Here is a 15794-nt window from a genome sequence, read left to right as displayed (position 1 = left end):
GGCTAGAGACTGCTTGCCTCCTACCTCTGCATTTTGCGGGCCACGATTCCGGGAATAAGGCTGATTTTTGCACAGACCGAATGACAGTGCGGTGACATAGAGCAAAGTTACGCTACAAACTGCATCAATAAAATGACAATAAAATAAGGTGACCAAATGCAAAAAAAGGAGTGGAGAAAAACCGGACAAATGACACTCAGGAGCCGTTCTTGTCGGTGTCCGCCAACGAGCGCAAAAGCTGGTCCAGGGAGATGTTGGACGGCTGTTCCTTAAGCGCCCGAATCAACCGATTCTGCTCGCCAAAGCTGATACGGTCATAGTATGGCTCGCGTTCCGGTTTGTTAGCTATTGGGCCAGCCTTGCGGGGAACTGCCGCAGGGTCAACTTCTGCGGCGAGGTGGCGGAGATGGGTCGCCATATGCTCTCGCTGATCCTTTCCCAGTTCTTCCCAGTTGAGGGAGGCTAAACCGGTCTGGATAATCTCAATGGTGTCCGCGTCCATTTTGCGCCCCAACAGTGCAAAAAGCCCCTGGAATGCTTCATAACGCAGCAGTGGCTTGTCATTGCTGCCTGCGAGTATCTCGCCAAGCTCTGTGGTCAGCCGCTTACATTCCTGAGCCGGCTCCTTTGGTTTTTTTGCCTCGCCACCGCCAGATGCTGCCCCTGCGTCCGCGGAACCGGAAGACACCCGGTGCCAGTATGCCGCAATCCCCGCCTTTCTCGGTGGCAACTGGCGCAGCCGCACGTTCAGCATGTCAGCCAATGTTCGAAATTGACGGCTGGATGGATCGGAAGCCGGCATCAGTGCCACAGGGCGTTGATTTATCACCGACTGGCGCAAAGTTTCGTCACGCCAGATAGCACCCAGATAATGCAACTGCACCCCCAGGTGCCGCACTGCAGCGGCATCAAGGCGCTGAAATACAGATCGGGCCTGGCTTGCGCCCTGGGCCATGTTCACCAAAACGCTCGGCGTCCTTCGGTAACCACGGCGAATCAGCAGTTTGATCAGGGAGAAGGCATCGGTCAGCGATGCGGGGTCTGGCGTTACCACCACACAGGCTAGTTCCGCCGCCGCAATCATGTGCATGCCGGTCTTCTGCAAACCGGAGGCAGTGTCTGTGATCACGAAGTCGTAATCTTTTTCCAGTCTCGACAACGCCTTGAGAACACGGAGGCTTTCTTCAGCGGCCATGTCGACACATTGGTCAACCCCCGAGGCACCGGGAATGATGTGCAGCCCCCACTCCGCTTCCATGATCACATCGCGGAGGGAACACTCACCGGCCATTACGTTGGCCAGGGTGCGCTCCGGATACCGGCCCAGCATGATACTGACATTGGCCAGGTCCGTGTCACCATCCAGCAACAATACTCTGTAACCCTCTCGCGCAAGGGTCAGGGAAAGGTTCAGTGCCACCGATGTTTTTCCGACACCACCCTTGCCACCGGTAATCGCCAGTGTTCTGGGTTGCTTCGGAATGTGCCTGGAAGTGCGGGAGTCGGTCATGAATGCTTAATAGGCGCTGTCTTGTCCGTCGACTGACACGTGATCCGGGTAAAAATTTGAGTACTGTGTCAAAGTGTAACCCGGACGGAGTTCTAACTGTAGACAAAAACAAGCAACTTGAATGAACGGTAATGAATGGTTTTGCGACATTTAACCTGTAAAAAGTTTACACACATCACAACACGGGTAATACTCTGCTTAAAAAAGGAACAATAACTGTTTAATAAGTGCAGGTTATTGTCTAAGCTCAATTGGGTTAACGTTTATGAACAATCCGTCAGATACCAACGACAATATCTGACGCGTTAAACAGGCAGGCCTATGCAGATCGCCCCTGACATACAGCTACCGAGTCTCCCGGAGGTTACCCTTCGGGCGCTTGAAGCCTGTCATCAAGACGAAAATTATCGCCGCATAAGTGATATTGTTTCTGCCGACACCGCTCTGGTTACACGCGTTCTCGCCCTGGCCAACTCCGCACTGTATGGCCCCTCCTCGCAAATACGCTCCATTGACCAGGCTCTTCTGAGGCTGGGAACCCGACGCTTCCATACCTTGGTCCTGACCGCGGCATTACGCCAAATTCTCTACGAACTCGGAGCAGACCAGTGGCAACAGTTGCGGGACTTCTGGCGCCATTCACTGACCACCGCACTGACAGCCAGAGCCCTGGCAACACTGACCCGCTATCCCGAACCCGACCAGGCGTTCATGCTGGGTATGTTGCACAACGTCGGTGAACTGATCGCACTAAAAACCCCGCCTGGAGAAACCCAGCAATACTACTTTGACCACCAGTCCGATATTGCAGCCGAACTGGTTGATTCATGGGGCCTGGGCCCCATGGCGGTTGACGCTATGCGCTATCAGCAGGCTATGCCGACGGAAATACGCGATGCCGGACATCTGGTCAAACTGATTAGTCTGGCAACCCGCCTGGCGCTTTCGGACGCGGCGGGCGTTGCTGCGGCGGGGACCATTTTTGGCCTTAATGAAGAACTCACGCGAGAGATAAACCGCAGGATCGACCAGGAAGTAAGCGGCGTGGCCGAGTCGCTGGGCATTCCGCTTTCGGAAGACTACGACGCCCGCCACTCCAACCACAAACTCAAGCAGACCATACTGAAACAGGCCATGGCCAGCCAGGCGCTGGAACTGTCGCCGATTAGAGGCACTGCCCAGGAGAGCCTGGCTGCAACCGTCACCAGCCTGACGCTGATCACCGGCCTGCCGGCACTTTATTTTGGTCAGACCGGAGACGGGCTGACACTGCTATCCGCCAGCAACGGCGATATCCCTGATCTCACGGTTGCCAGCGGGCCAGCCACCAGCGTGTTGACCGAGGCCTACAGCAGCGGCAGCGCCCTGTGTCTTGGTAATCGCACAACGACCGTACTGGACCGCCAGCTGCTTTCTCTATTGAAAAGCCCTTCTCTGGTGGCTATTCCCGTTCGTGGGGAAGATCAATGTGCTGGCGTCTTTATCGTCGGTACCGACCATGACAGCTCTGACCAGACAGAAGAAATCGGTCGCCTGTTCAGCGCAAAACTGTCTGACGCCGTTACCGCCACGCTGGCCAATAGCGGCACCCAGGACGGTATGGAAGCCGAACTGGCCCGGCAGGCCATTCGGCGCCAGGTCCACGAAGTGAGCAACCCGCTGACCATCATCCGGCAATATATCTATCAACTGCGAAACCGGCTGGACGATGAAAAAGTGCAGGAAGAGCTGGATGTTATACGTGACGAGCTCGATCGCGCAGGGGATCTCCTGTTGCAGATCAGCCGGGCTCCGAGCCATGATGCAGCAAACCCGACCGGCGCCTGCAATCTTAATGACGAACTGAGAATTCTGCGGGACTTACTGGAAGACAGCCTGTTCAGCGACGACGACAGGTCACTGGAATTGGATCTGTGCGAGGATCCCACCGACGTTACCGTGCCCGGCGCGGTCATCCGGCAGGTGGTTATTAACCTGGTCCGTAATGCGGCAGAATGTCTCGTTGACGGCGGCGAAGTGGCTATTCACACACTGGCACCAGTCTGGCAGAGCGGAAAAACCTGGGTGGAACTGGAAGTGGCGGACACTGGTAATGGAATTCCCGACGAGGTTCGAAAACACTTATTTTCACCGGTTCGATCCACCAAGGGCAAGGGCCACAGCGGTCTGGGTCTGAGCGTGGTCAAACAGTTGATTGATGACATGGAGGGCATCATTAGTTGCCGCACGGGACGCGGAGGGACAGCATTCCGAATACTGTTTCCCGCGGCGGCAAATAAAAAAAACGATGAAAAATGACGAAGAAACGACGGGCGTACTGACATGAAACCTGCGAGCACCGAGTGGACTTACGGCGACGACAGAAAGGCACGCATCCTGGTCGTCGACGATGATCCGAGACTGCTTTCCGGCCTTGCCTCACTGCTCAGAAGCAAGGGGTACGAGGTCACCGAAGCGGAAGGTGGACGCATGGCGTGTCGCATCCTTGAAACCGAATCGTTCGACCTGGCGATGCTTGATCTTCGCATGCCCGATGTGGATGGCTTCGGCGTGATGGAGCGCCTGTCGTCGGGGCAGCCAGAGTGTGGCGTGATTGTCGTGAGCGGTGAAAGCTCATTCAGTTCCGTCAGCCGCGCCCTGCGCAGGGGGGCACTGGACTATATCCGCAAACCGTTCGATCCGGAAGAACTGCTGGCAACGGTCAACGGCGTGCTCGGCAAGCGTTCACTGCTTCGCGCCCACGAGCACATCCGAATGCGCCTGGAAAAATCCGAGGAACTGCATCGCTACATCGTCAACAGTTCACCCGATATCGTTTTCATGCTCGATGGCGAAGGGCATTTCTGCTTTGTGAACAGCAAAATCGAGAGCCTGCTTGGCTACCAGCCCGCCGAACTGTGTGGACGTCACTTTCGCCACATCCTGGATGACCGGGACATCGCCCGGGGAACCTATGCCCTGAAAGGCCCCAACATTACGGCCGACAATCCCCGGACACTGGAAGTTCGCCTCAAGACCCGTGGCAGCCGCAAAGCCACCCGACACTTCGAAATTACCGCGTTTCCGATTGACCCGGAAACCTGGCCCCACACCAATCATGACGACGGCAAATACAATGGCCGCGAGGCGCGCTACTACGGCACCGCCCGCGATGTGACCGAGCGTAAGGAAGCGGAAGCCTTTATCAACTTCCAGGCCTACCACGACTTGCTGACCCGACTCCCAAACCGCGCCCTTTTCAAGGACCGGCTCGACCTGGCCATCACCCACGCACGCCGCAGTGAGCAGAAACTGGCCGTGATGTTCCTGGACCTCGACCGCTTCAAGGTTATCAACGACACACTGGGACATGCCATGGGTGACCGCCTGCTACAGGCGGTCACCCAACGACTGGAACGATGCCTGCGCAAGGGAGACACCCTGTCACGCTTCGGGGGTGATGAATTTACTCTGCTGTTGCCGTCGATCCACGGTTACGAGGACGCAAGACAGATTTCCAAGAAGTTGATCAAGGCTCTGCGCGCGCCTTTTCAATTGGGCGAACATGAAGTCTTCGTGGGTGTGAGTATCGGCATTGCCACCTATCCGGAAGCCGGCGAATCCATGGATCAACTGATCCAGAACGCCGACATTGCCATGTATCACGTCAAAGCACGAGGCAAGGATGGCTATCGCTTCTACTCCGAGAGCATGAGCATTGACACCGCCAATCGCCTGAGCCTGGAAAGGGACCTGCGGATGGCGTTGGAGCGTGACGAGTTGCGGGTGTTTTACCAGCCCCAAGTCTGCTCCTCTAGCAACCGCGTGGTGGGCTTGGAAGCCCTGGTACGCTGGCAACACCCTGAAAGGGGATTGCTCTATCCGCGGGACTTCCTGCCACTGGCAGAAGAAACCAAACTGATTGCCAAACTCAGTGAATGCGTACTCGACCAGGCCTGCCACGATGTCGGTCAATGGATTCGGGAAGGACACAGCGACCTGCGACTGGCCGTAAACCTGTCCCCGGTCCAGGTGGAGCACCCAAGGTTTGTAGAGACCCTGATGTCTCAACTCCGAGCCCACGGATTTCCGCCCCAGAACCTGGAAATCGAGATCACTGAAAACGTGATCATGAACGATCTTGAGCAGATCAGTCAGAAACTCCGGGAACTAGCTTCATTGGGCGTCAGGATTGCCATTGATGATTTTGGCACTGGCTACTCCTCCCTGAATTATATTCACCGACTGCCCATCCACACCCTGAAAGTCGATCAGTCCTTTGTCAAAGCCATCCGCAGAGGCGAAGACGGTGCCTGTATCGTAAACGCCATTGTCGCCATGGCCCATGGACTGAAACTTCAGATCGTGGCCGAAGGCGTGGAAACGGATGAACAGCTCACCTACCTCAAGAGCCTGGGATGCCACCAGGTTCAGGGATTCTTCTACGGCCCGGCGCGGCCTGCAGACGTCATCGGTAAAACCCTCGGACATACCCCGGCGCGCGCAGTCGCCTTCTAACCTCCCGCTTTATCGATACTCCATTGTCGGACAGTCAGATCTAAAATGTTGATCTGGTTTGCAAAGTGTTGCTGTTCGTTACGTTATGTATCTGGAAATGCGCGGTACTGCACATAATTCCCCCACCGGCTTCTCTAAGCTCAAATCCAACAGGCGCTTCCTTCCATTCACCTCGCGTGGATCAACAATCACAAGAAGGAGGGAAGCATCCCCAGGATATGGACAGGCAGAAGTCACCATGCGCGATAAATACAAATACATTGGTCCGGTTTACGATTTTCTGAGCAACCTCTACAGCGGCAAGAACATCCATCACTGCAAGACCGCCATGCTCGACGTGGAGACCGTAAAGCCCGGTGCCCGCATCCTGTTTGCCGGGGTGGGCCATGGTCGTGACGCGATCCGTGCCGCGGAACTGGGCGCGGAAGTGACTGTGGTAGACCTCTCCGAGACCATGCTGCGCAAATTTGCCGAAGCCCAGGAAAAAGAGGCGCCACACCTGACCATCCGCCGCATTCACAGCGACATCATGAAGGTTGACGAGTTCGAACAGTACGACATGGTGGTCGCCAACTTTTTCCTCAATGTGTTTGACGAAGACATGATGGTGCGGGTGCTTGAGCACCTGATCCGTCTGGGCAAGGCCGACGCCCGGGTCGTTGTAGGCGACTTCTGCTACCCAACCGGCAACGTCGTGGCCCGCCTGTTCAAGAAAATGTACTGGTACATGGCCGTCTTCATCTTCTGGCTGTTCGCCAACAACGCTTTTCACAAGATTTACAACTACCCCGAACACATGCAGCGCCTTGGCCTGCAGGTCACCGAGAAAAAGCATTTCAAACTGCTGAACATGAACTGCTACTGGTCGATCCTGGGACGGAAACAGGTATAGACACGAGGCCTCACGCCGGATTTACAACAATAAACGGGGGAGTTTCACAATGTCAGACCAGATCCTTTCACTAGATGGCATCCGCTCGCTGGACGAAGGTGCGTTCACCTTTCCAGAGCGCATCAGTTACCTCAAGAAGTACGGCACCCATTCACAGTCGTTCTCAACGCTACAACCCGGAATGCAGTATTTCGATGTGCCCGGCGTTGGCTACCTGGCGTATATGCGCAAATGGGGAGGTACTTTTGTGCTCTCCGACCCGGTCACTGCCCCGGAACACTTTGAGGTGATTCTGGAGCAATTTCACCAGCGCTTCCCTGCCGCCTGCTATATCCAGGTTTCCAAACCTGTCGTGGACTACCTCTACCGCCGCTTCGGCCTGTTTGGCACCCAGTTTGGCAGTGAATCCCGTATAAACCTGAAAAACTGGTCGCTCAGCGGAAAGAAAAAACAGATCCTGCGCACGGCCCTCAACCAGGCAGAGAAAAACGGCATCTCCGTGAGGGAACGCTTCAGTGATGACCACACCCGCGAAATCTCTGATGCCTGGATCCGCACCCGTAAATGTAAGAGCAAGGAGATTCGTTTCCTGATACGCCCCATGGAGATGGAGTACCGGGAGAACGAACGCCATTTCTACGCCTACCAGGATGACAAGGCGGTGGGCTTTATCTACTTCGACCCTATCTACCGCAATAACGAAATCATCAGTTACGTGCCTAACATATCGAGGGCTAACGCAGATTTCCGCCAGGGTATTTTCTACACCCTGATGGCCCATGCCATGGATGTGTTCAAGGCCGAAGGCGTGCCCTACCTGGACCTGGGTTTGATTCCGCTATCACTGGACCCGGCCACCGAGCACCAGGAGAGCCGGTTGCTCAAACGCATCATGCATGGCCTGTATGAGAAGGGGAATTTCCTCTATAACTTCAAGGGGCTGGAGTTTACCAAGTCACGGTTTCGTGGCGACAACTTCAAAACCTACTGTTGCCACCGCCGCTCTTTGCCGGCGTTGGAATTCCTGGCTATGTTCAAGCTGACCCGCTTGCTATAACACCGGCTGCCGACGAGGACCAGTTACCACGGAGGTCATTGGTGGCCAGGCCGAGCCCATCCAGGAACGCCCCAATACCCCGAGGGATGTCCCCGGAAAACAGGGCGGCATCAACCACACTTCCATCGTTATTGAGGGCCATAAGACTCTCCACTCCCAGTCCCTGCTGCTCGAACAACCAGGTCGCCCGGCGGGCGATCGCCTCGCCGGAATCCACCCAATGCTTTACGGCCGGCAACTGTCGCTGTAACAGATCTTTTATCAACGGATAGTGAGTGCAGCCCAGAACCACGGTGTCCACATTCACGCTCCGGAACGGCTGCAATGCCGCGGACAATGCCTGTTCGGGGACTGGCGAACCGGATACCAGATTTTCAATCCATTGAACCAAGTCTGGATGTCCCAACCGTTCCACCGTGCAATCGCTGGCAAACTCGTCAATCAGGTCGGCAAGGTAGGGCCGACGGACGGTTGCGGGAGTAGCCAGCACGCCGATACGGCGATTTTCAGACACCGCCGCCGCAGGCTTTACCGCCGGCACCACTCCGATCACCGGTATCGGTGTCATGGCCCTCAGATGCGGCAACACCACTGTGCTCGCGGTGTTGCAGGCCACTACAATCACATCACAGGGAAATTCCGACAGCGCCAGCCGGATTAGAGTCTGGCTGCGTTCAATCACCACCGATTCTGGCTGGTCGCCGTAGGGAAAGCCTGCATTATCAGCCAGGTACACTAACCTCACCCCTGGCAATTGTCGGTGGATACAGGCAGCAACGCTCAACCCACCAACCCCTGAATCAAAGACCAGCACTCTTGGCACGGTCACGACGGTGCCCCCTGCCCTTCGATTTCCCTCGCCATTGCCTGGATCAGGCTGCCGGATATGGTTGTCACTGGCGGTACAGGTGGCATATCGCTCGGCAGAAACCAGTCCGCTTCCGCAATTTCGTCTTCCTGCAGCACCAATTCGCCACCAGCGTAGTCCGCAAAGAAGCCCAGCATCAACTGATGGGGAAACGGCCATGGCTGAGATGAGTGGTATCGAACCCCACTGACATCAAGGCCGGTTTCCTCTTTCACTTCCCGGGCAACCGCCTCTTCAACGTTTTCGCCCGGCTCCACAAAGCCCGCAATCAGACTGAAATAGTGGCGCTTCGTCCGCGATGAACGCGCGAGCAACATTCGCTCACCACGGCGGATGACCACGATCACGCAGGGAGCCAGCCTGGGATACCAGGGAATACCGCAGGGCTCGCACCACTTGGCCCTCTCCAACGGGTGCTGCGCCGTTAATTCACCACAGCGGCCGCAGAAGCGATGGTCCCGCCACCATTGATGCACCTGGAATGCCGTACCCAGCATTTCCGCGGGTGCATCCTCCATCATCAACAGCGCTTCCCGAAGCGGCACCCGTTCTGTAGATCCGGCCAGGCTGGCCGCGTCGGCTTCCGCCACATAAACGGGCTTGCCGTCCATCTGGCCAACATAAACCGGCCCGGTATCACCAGGCGTGTTAGAGACAACCATCCGCCAGGGTTTCAGCCAGCCAATGTCGGGCTTGAGCACCGCATCACCGTCGATGGTCAGCACAAGATCGTCATCGTCGGGCCCTTTCGAAGACCAGCCGGGAGTCCATAACGCCATAATCCGTGTCCAGAAGCTATTATGTGGGTAGAGCTGGAAATGTATCACAGCGGCACAACACAACAGAACGACCGCATGGCTTTCCGCACTGCACGCAACCAAGTAAACTTACCGCCTGTTTTGTGAACCGGAGCGACCATTTATGCGTTTTTTCCTGGGCCTTCGCAGCCTGATCCTGACCCTTTTTCGCAAAATCCTGTTTTTGTGGGTCCGGACAGATGTGAGCGGCAACAGCGTGGAAGCCCTGGGAGTAGACCCGGAAAAACCGGTTTGCTACGTACTGCAGTACAGCTCGCTGTCCAGCCGGCTGGTACTGGAACAGGAGGTGCTGAGAGCCGGCCTACCCGGTGCCGAGTCGTCCCTGCCAGTCAAGAACGGGCCGAATCACTCTTTCTTTTTCCTCTACCGTCGGATTGGCGGCCTATTCCGTCGTCGCCAGACGCCGGTACCCACCAGTGAGTTCCGCGCGCTGGTTCGCCATGGTCTGGAACACCCTGAGCAGGATGTCCAGATCATCCCCGTATCACTGTTCTGGGGCCGCTCCCCGGACAAGGAAAAATCGCTGGTCAAACTGCTGCTGTCCGACACCTGGTCCGTGGCTGGGCGTTTGCAGAAATTCCTGATCATCATGGTGCATGGGCGCAGCACCTACGTGCAGTTCAATCAGCCCCTGTCCCTGAAACAGGTGATTGATGAATACCGCCATAGCGAGGAACGCGCCAACCGCAAGCTGGCCCGCATTCTCCGCACCCATTTCCGCCGGGTACGCCAAGCCGTGCTCGGCCCAGACCTGTCTCATCGCCGCACATTGGTGGGAGGACTGGTGCGAACCCAGGCGGTCAAGGAAGCCATCCGGGAAACGGCCCGCAAGGATGATATCCCCCCCGAAAAGGTTCGCGCCAAGGCCTACAAGTACGCGGACGAGATTGCCGCCAGCATGTCCATCGTGACCATACGCTTCCTGGAAGTGGTGCTGTCATGGCTGTGGAACCGCATCTACAACGGCATCGCCATCAACAACATCCGCGTTGCCAAGGAAGAAGCCCAGGACAATGCCGTGGTGTATGTGCCCTGCCATCGCTCCCATATTGATTACCTTCTGCTGTCCTACGTGCTCTATAAAAACGGGCTGATGCCCCCACACATTGCTGCGGGCATCAACCTGAACATGCCCATTGTTGGCCCCATCCTGCGACGCGGCGGTGCCTTCTTCATGCGTCGTAGCTTTCGTGACAACCCGCTGTACGCCACGGTATTCAACGAGTACATGCATGTGATGTTCTCCCGCGGCTATTCCGTTGAATACTTCGTCGAGGGCGGGCGCAGCCGCACCGGCCGCATGCTCCAGCCTCGTCCAGGCATGCTGTCCATGACCGTCCGCAGCTTCCTGCGGGACCACCGCAAACCCATTGTGTTCGTCCCGGTATACATTGGTTACGAGAAGGTGATGGAAGGCCGCTCTTACCTCGGTGAACTAAGGGGCAAGAAAAAACAGAAAGAGAGCGTGTTCGCGATTGCCAAGACGGTTCGCAAGTTGAGCAACTCGTTTGGCCAGGTCGCTGTAAACTTCGGTGAAGCCATTCCTCTTGCGGATGTGTTGAACGAGGTCGAACCAAGCTGGCGGGAAGAAGCCTACGATTCCGAGTACCGGCCAAAATGGCTCAACCAAGCTGTATCCGAATTGTCCAATCGTGTTGCGTCCAGCATTAACGCATCCGTAGCCGTCAATCCCATTGGCATGACCGCGACGGTCCTGTTAGGCACCGATCGCCTGGCTATGGATGAAGGCCAGTTGATCCGCCTGATGGACCAGTATGCCGACCTGCTGAAAGCCTTTCCCTACGCCGACACCATCACGCTACCCGAAGGCAGCGGCAAAGATTGGGTCGACTACTGCGAAAACATGGGCCTGATCACGCGTCAGCCCCAGAAACTGGGCGACATCATCGCGCTGGAAGGCAGCAACGCGATTCTGATGACCTATTATCGCAACAATATCCAGCATCTGTTTGCCCTGCCTTCTCTGATCGCAAGCCTGTTCGAGAACAAGAATTCCCTGCGTCGGGACAAGATTGAGTTTTTGGCCAGCGTGGCGTATCCCTATCTGAAGTCCGAGCTTTTCCTCAAATACGATACCGAGGACATCGACGGGGTCATCAACCAATGGATCGACGTTCTGTTGGCGAAAGGGTTGCTGTTCGAAGAAGAGGACAACAGGATCAGCCGCCCTGAGGAAGGCACGGATGCCATGCTGCGCTTGCGGGTGCTGTCACGATTCATTATCCAGACCCTTGAGCGCTATCACATTGCCATCGGTATCCTGCGCAAATACGGTTCGGGCAAGATTACCGCTGGCGAACTGGAGGAGCAAAGCACGCTTCTGGCAGAGCGTATGTCCATCCTGTTCGGCCTCAATGCCCCGGAGTTTTTCGACAAGACCCTGTTCCGTAACTTCATCGCCAACATGCAGCACAATGGCGTTATTACCACCGACGACGACGGACTGCTGTGCTACACCGACGGCCTGGATGAGGTAGCAGAAGACGCACGTTTGGTACTAAGTGTGGAAAAACGCCAGGCCATCCAGCAGGTGACCATGCTCGGGGCCTGAGAACGCCCCACGCCCGATCACCTATCCGGCGGGAAACGCCTTGATGGAGTAGATGTCATACCGGCTGCTCTTGCCTTCGATTCGGGTGGTGGGTTCGGGGCCGCTAACCGGCTCCGCCTTGCGTGGGCGTTTAACGACGACCCGATAGGTTGCCACCGACAACGCGGCTTCCAGCAGCGTCGGTGAGTCATCGTCATCTCCCACCACAGTACGGAACACCTGCATTTCTTTCTTGACCAGGGCCGATTTGTCGCGATGGGGAAACATCGGGTCCAGATAGATCACGTCCGCTGCTCCCGCGTCCGCCCGCGCCAACCACTCAATACTGTTACCAGGCTGCAAAGCCATCCGGTTCGCAATGGGTGCACTTTGCTCGTTCAGCGCCGCGCGGGAAAGACCATCACTGAGCAACGCATGGATGACCGGCGATCGTTCGAAAAGGGTTAGGCTGCAGCCCAGGGAGGCTAATACAAACGCATCCTGGCCAAGGCCCGCAGTTGCATCAAGAATATGCAGGGGCTGGCGGGTTTTCTTCAGACCAACGGCCTTGGCGATCAACTGGCCAGTTCCACCGCCGTGCTCTCTCCGATATCCCGCCTTGCCGGTTACGAACTCCGCCCTGACCGGACCTGGAGCGCCCTTGCCCGTCACCTGCAGGCCAAGGCCATTTTCGTCCAGGAACAGCAACACCGGATGATCACCAATGTCCCGCGGACGAACCTTACCCAAGAAGGGCAGGGACAATGCTTCAGCAAGGGAACGTGCGGCATGGAGATCGCCGAGGGGGCTACAGCCGACCGCGAGATGGGACAGGTTGTTTCCGGGAGGCATCAAACCAGGATATCAATGCCTGAGAGCCCCGCATCCGCGACATCGCCCCCAGCGGCGACATCAGCAAACGTGGACAGGGCCCTGGACGTGCTCAGCGAGACTTCATCGGCACGAAAACGCTCCAGGCGCACATCTTCAGCAGCCTGACGCGCTTCGACCCGGCGCTCAAGCGACTCGGCGGAAGGAACCGGCCGTTGTTCGGCGTTGGGGGATCTTGCGTCGGTGAGATCTCGGCGGACTGCCTGACTGTCGTTATCCGGTGCCGACGCAGGCGCACGGGCGACGTCACTGCGCTCACGGACCGGACTACTATTGCCGGACTGGAAAGGAAGACTGCTGTTTGGGTTAACACCACCAATCATTCGGGCACACCGGTTAAAAAGACCACAGGTACTGGATTATGGAAGATCCCGGAACAATTTTAAAGCAGGCTGTTCAATTTTTGCCCTACCAAAGCATAACAAGCAACAGCAGGCCGAGTACCAGGCGGTATATAACGAACGGCATCAGGCCAAGTTGCTCAAGAAACTTGAGGAACAGGTGGATACAGACCACGGCACTGACAAATGACAGCGCAGCACCCAGGGTAATGGCCGCCCAGTCGGTTGCCCCGCCCTGCTCTACCAGCTCCAGGGTTTTCAGCAGACCGGCTGCGAGAATCAGCGGGATCGACAACAGGAACGAGAATCGGGCGGCGGCCTCTCGGCCAAACCCGAGAAACAAAGCCGCCGTGATGGTAATACCGGATCGGGAGGTGCCCGGAATCAGCGCCAGCGCCTGGGCTACGCCAATGATCAACGCATCCTTCATGGTCAATGCCGGAAGGTCGCGATTGCGACGCCCCACTGCGTCTGACCACCACAGCACCAGACCAAAACCAATGGTCGAAGCCGCAATCACCAGCCCGGAACGCAGTGAGGTTTCAATGAAATCATTTAGCAGGAGGCCAGCCAGCCCGGCCGGAACCGTACCGGCAATAACCGCCCAGGCAAGACCACTGTCCTGCCCAATGCGCCCCCGTACCGTATCGCCAGCCCAGGCAACGGTGAGACGGCACACTTCCGAGCGAAAATACCAGACCACCGCCGCCAACGTCCCCACATGAACGGCGACATCGAAGGCAAGGCCCTGATCCGGCCAGCCAAATACCTGTGAAGGGAGAATTAGATGGGCCGAACTGCTGATCGGCAGAAATTCTGTCAGCCCCTGTATAACGGCCAATACAATAATGTGCCACAGTTCCATGGGCAGTGATTCCGGGTGGTAGCAGTGAGGTTGTTGTTACCGGCCTGGCAGTTTTTTCCAGGCCACTTCATCACGAATGTAAACTGGTTGCGCCTGTTCGGCCGGCACACCCGCGCCCGCTCGAAAGGCACGGACAGCGATTTCCGCTACCCTGGAGGCCCTGGGTACCAGAGTCTCGTCGATGCGTTCCATGGTTGCGGCCATACCGTCCGGGAAGTTTTCTTTCAGGTTCCAGCCCTGCCCGACCCCAAACCACCGGGCTGCGCCATCAGCCAGAGCAACAGACGCGGGAGAGCATACCTGCTCGTCACCCATTAACTCCGGTCGTCCATCGCGGCATATATAGCAGGCCCAATAGACTTCGCCCATGCGGGCATCGAAGGCGACAGCAACTGCGTCGCCGTCCAGCATTTGCCAGTGGTGTATCGCGTCCTCGGCAACGGCTGCCAGGGACGAAACCGGAATAACGGGGATTCCGAGACCGTAGGCCAGACCCTGGACAACCCCCGTGGCAATGCGAAGGCCCGTGAACGAGCCCGGACCGCAGGCAAATGCAAGCGCATCCAGGTCCGCTGGCACCAGTTCCCTCTCGGCGAGAAGCTCGCGGATCATCGGCATCAACAGGCGGGTGTGTCCCCGGGGAGCCAGGTCGAACCGCTCCACCAAACTGTCATCCACCAGCAAGGCTGCCGAGCAGCCCTCTGATGAGGTATCCAGTGCCAGTAATTTCACAGAGTTACTTCAGTTGGGTAAGGATCTGGTCGCGAATGTCATCCAGGCTGCCGACGCCTTTCACGCGCACATATTTCGGAGCAGCCGCAGGGGCTTCTTTCGCCCAGTCCTGGTAGTAACCGACCAGTGGCGCGGTTTGCTCGTGATAGATCTTCAGGCGTTTGCGGACGGTTTCTTCCTTGTCATCCTCGCGCTGGATGAGGGCATCGCCGGTCTCGTCGTCTTTACCTTCGGTTTTGGGCGGATCGTACTTCACGTGATAGATGCGACCACTACCCTCGTGCACGCGGCGACCTGACAGGCGGCTTACGATTTCCTCGTCATCAACGGCTATCTCCACCACGTAGTCAATCACAATGCCCTGATCTTTCAGGGCCTCAGCCTGGGGAATAGTGCGGGGGAAACCGTCGAGCAGAAAACCGTTCTTACAGTCAGGCTGCTTAACCCGCTCTTCGATGAGCGCAATGATAATGTCATCAGACACCAGGCCGCCAGAAGCCATCACTTCCTTGACCTGTTTGCCAAGATCAGACTCGGCTTTCACCGCTGCGCGAAGCATGTCGCCAGTCGAAATCTGTGGAATTTCGAACCGCTCGGTGATGAACTGGGCCTGCGTACCCTTGCCTGCGCCCGGCGCGCCTAACATGATGATTCTCATAACGCTGTGCTCCCGTTGTAGTCATTATCATTTGAAAAGCTGTTGCAAAACCCGGCGGCTTTGCGACAGCTTCTCGGCAGCAACGAGCCCGCAGCCCCTGCCAAGGAAGGCGCA

Annotated in this window: 13 protein-coding genes; 5 read left to right on the top strand and 8 right to left on the bottom strand. The window is 56.9% G+C overall.

Going from position 1 to position 15794, the window contains the following annotated elements; genetic code table 11:
• Positions 1 to 196: 196 nt before the first annotated feature.
• A complete protein-coding gene (locus AC0B60_RS00885; protein WP_465083298.1) occupies positions 197 to 1510 on the bottom strand; it encodes a MinD/ParA family ATP-binding protein in 1314 nt (437 codons plus the stop codon).
• 321 nt (positions 1511 to 1831) lie between these two features.
• Between AC0B60_RS00885 and AC0B60_RS00880 the strand changes: the two genes are divergently transcribed.
• The 4 genes from AC0B60_RS00880 to AC0B60_RS00865 all read left to right on the top strand — a co-directional run bounded on the left by AC0B60_RS00880 (position 1832) and on the right by AC0B60_RS00865 (position 7956).
• A complete protein-coding gene (locus tag AC0B60_RS00880; RefSeq protein ID WP_465083296.1) occupies positions 1832 to 3808 on the top strand; it encodes an HDOD domain-containing protein in 1977 nt (658 codons plus the stop codon).
• A 24-nt stretch (positions 3809 to 3832) separates the two neighbouring features.
• Positions 3833 to 6007: an EAL domain-containing response regulator gene (locus AC0B60_RS00875; RefSeq protein WP_465083294.1), complete on the top strand. Its 2175-nt coding sequence runs from the start codon at positions 3833 to 3835 to the stop codon at positions 6005 to 6007.
• A gap of 238 nt (positions 6008 to 6245) precedes the next feature.
• Positions 6246 to 6899 (top strand): class I SAM-dependent methyltransferase, encoded by a 654-nt coding sequence (locus AC0B60_RS00870; RefSeq protein WP_465083292.1) that lies wholly within the window; start codon positions 6246 to 6248, stop codon positions 6897 to 6899.
• 49 nt (positions 6900 to 6948) lie between these two features.
• Positions 6949 to 7956, top strand: a complete 1008-nt coding sequence (locus tag AC0B60_RS00865) for a DUF2156 domain-containing protein (protein ID WP_465083290.1) — start codon at positions 6949 to 6951, stop codon at positions 7954 to 7956.
• Here AC0B60_RS00865 and murI read toward each other — a convergent pair.
• Together murI and nudC are read right to left on the bottom strand one after the other, a co-directional pair.
• The gene (murI, locus tag AC0B60_RS00860) at positions 7934 to 8785 is read right to left on the bottom strand and encodes a glutamate racemase (RefSeq protein WP_465083289.1); all 852 of its coding nucleotides are present in this window, start codon (positions 8783 to 8785) and stop codon (positions 7934 to 7936) included. The genes AC0B60_RS00865 and murI overlap by 23 nt on opposite strands.
• Positions 8782 to 9603 carry an NAD(+) diphosphatase gene (nudC, locus tag AC0B60_RS00855; RefSeq protein ID WP_465083287.1) on the bottom strand — a complete coding sequence of 274 codons (822 nt, stop codon included), beginning with the start codon at positions 9601 to 9603 and terminating at the stop codon, positions 8782 to 8784. Before nudC ends, murI begins: the two co-directional genes overlap by 4 nt.
• A 142-nt stretch (positions 9604 to 9745) precedes the next feature.
• Here nudC and plsB point away from each other — a divergent pair, with 142 nt between their 5' ends.
• Positions 9746 to 12214, top strand: a complete 2469-nt coding sequence (plsB, locus tag AC0B60_RS00850) for a glycerol-3-phosphate 1-O-acyltransferase PlsB (RefSeq protein WP_465083285.1) — start codon at positions 9746 to 9748, stop codon at positions 12212 to 12214.
• 21 nt (positions 12215 to 12235) lie between these two features.
• Here plsB and AC0B60_RS00845 read toward each other — a convergent pair whose 3' ends face one another.
• The 5 genes from AC0B60_RS00845 to adk all read right to left on the bottom strand — a co-directional run bounded on the left by AC0B60_RS00845 (position 12236) and on the right by adk (position 15680).
• The gene (locus tag AC0B60_RS00845) at positions 12236 to 13045 is read right to left on the bottom strand and encodes a class I SAM-dependent methyltransferase (RefSeq protein ID WP_465083283.1); all 810 of its coding nucleotides are present in this window, start codon (positions 13043 to 13045) and stop codon (positions 12236 to 12238) included.
• Positions 13045 to 13407 carry a UDP pyrophosphate phosphatase gene (locus AC0B60_RS00840; protein ID WP_465083281.1) on the bottom strand — a complete coding sequence of 121 codons (363 nt, stop codon included), beginning with the start codon at positions 13405 to 13407 and terminating at the stop codon, positions 13045 to 13047. Before AC0B60_RS00840 ends, AC0B60_RS00845 begins: the two co-directional genes overlap by 1 nt.
• Before the next feature lie 85 nt (positions 13408 to 13492).
• Positions 13493 to 14290, bottom strand: coding sequence for an undecaprenyl-diphosphate phosphatase (locus tag AC0B60_RS00835; RefSeq protein ID WP_465083279.1), 798 nt, complete (start codon positions 14288 to 14290; stop codon positions 13493 to 13495).
• 36 nt (positions 14291 to 14326) lie between these two features.
• Positions 14327 to 15022 (bottom strand): tRNA (adenosine(37)-N6)-threonylcarbamoyltransferase complex dimerization subunit type 1 TsaB, encoded by a 696-nt coding sequence (gene tsaB / locus AC0B60_RS00830; RefSeq protein WP_465083277.1) that lies wholly within the window; start codon positions 15020 to 15022, stop codon positions 14327 to 14329.
• A 4-nt stretch (positions 15023 to 15026) separates the two neighbouring features.
• On the bottom strand, positions 15027 to 15680 hold the full coding sequence (adk, locus tag AC0B60_RS00825; RefSeq protein WP_036204233.1) for an adenylate kinase: 654 nt from the start codon (positions 15678 to 15680) through the stop codon (positions 15027 to 15029).
• Positions 15681 to 15794 lie beyond the last annotated feature (114 nt).

The sequence above is a fragment of the Marinobacter sp. V34 genome, from assembly GCF_055524115.1.
The sequence above is the reverse complement of the archived record's forward strand: the minus strand, read 5'-3'. Positions and strand labels throughout refer to the sequence as shown.

Bases quoted from the DNA above. Each gene is read 5' to 3' on its own strand.
- AC0B60_RS00835 (WP_465083279.1), bottom strand. From the start codon at position 14,290: ATGGAACTGTGGCACATTATTGTATTGGCCGTTATACAGGGGCTGACA.
- AC0B60_RS00885 (WP_465083298.1), bottom strand. From the start codon at position 1,510: ATGACCGACTCCCGCACTTCCAGGCACATTCCGAAGCAACCCAGAACA.
- AC0B60_RS00880 (WP_465083296.1), top strand. From the start codon at position 1,832: ATGCAGATCGCCCCTGACATACAGCTACCGAGTCTCCCGGAGGTTACC.
- AC0B60_RS00865 (WP_465083290.1), top strand. From the start codon at position 6,949: ATGTCAGACCAGATCCTTTCACTAGATGGCATCCGCTCGCTGGACGAA.
- plsB (WP_465083285.1), top strand. From the start codon at position 9,746: ATGCGTTTTTTCCTGGGCCTTCGCAGCCTGATCCTGACCCTTTTTCGC.
- adk (WP_036204233.1), bottom strand. From the start codon at position 15,680: ATGAGAATCATCATGTTAGGCGCGCCGGGCGCAGGCAAGGGTACGCAG.
- AC0B60_RS00840 (WP_465083281.1), bottom strand. From the start codon at position 13,407: ATGATTGGTGGTGTTAACCCAAACAGCAGTCTTCCTTTCCAGTCCGGC.
- AC0B60_RS00845 (WP_465083283.1), bottom strand. From the start codon at position 13,045: ATGCCTCCCGGAAACAACCTGTCCCATCTCGCGGTCGGCTGTAGCCCC.
- nudC (WP_465083287.1), bottom strand. From the start codon at position 9,603: ATGGCGTTATGGACTCCCGGCTGGTCTTCGAAAGGGCCCGACGATGAC.
- AC0B60_RS00875 (WP_465083294.1), top strand. From the start codon at position 3,833: ATGAAACCTGCGAGCACCGAGTGGACTTACGGCGACGACAGAAAGGCA.
- AC0B60_RS00870 (WP_465083292.1), top strand. From the start codon at position 6,246: ATGCGCGATAAATACAAATACATTGGTCCGGTTTACGATTTTCTGAGC.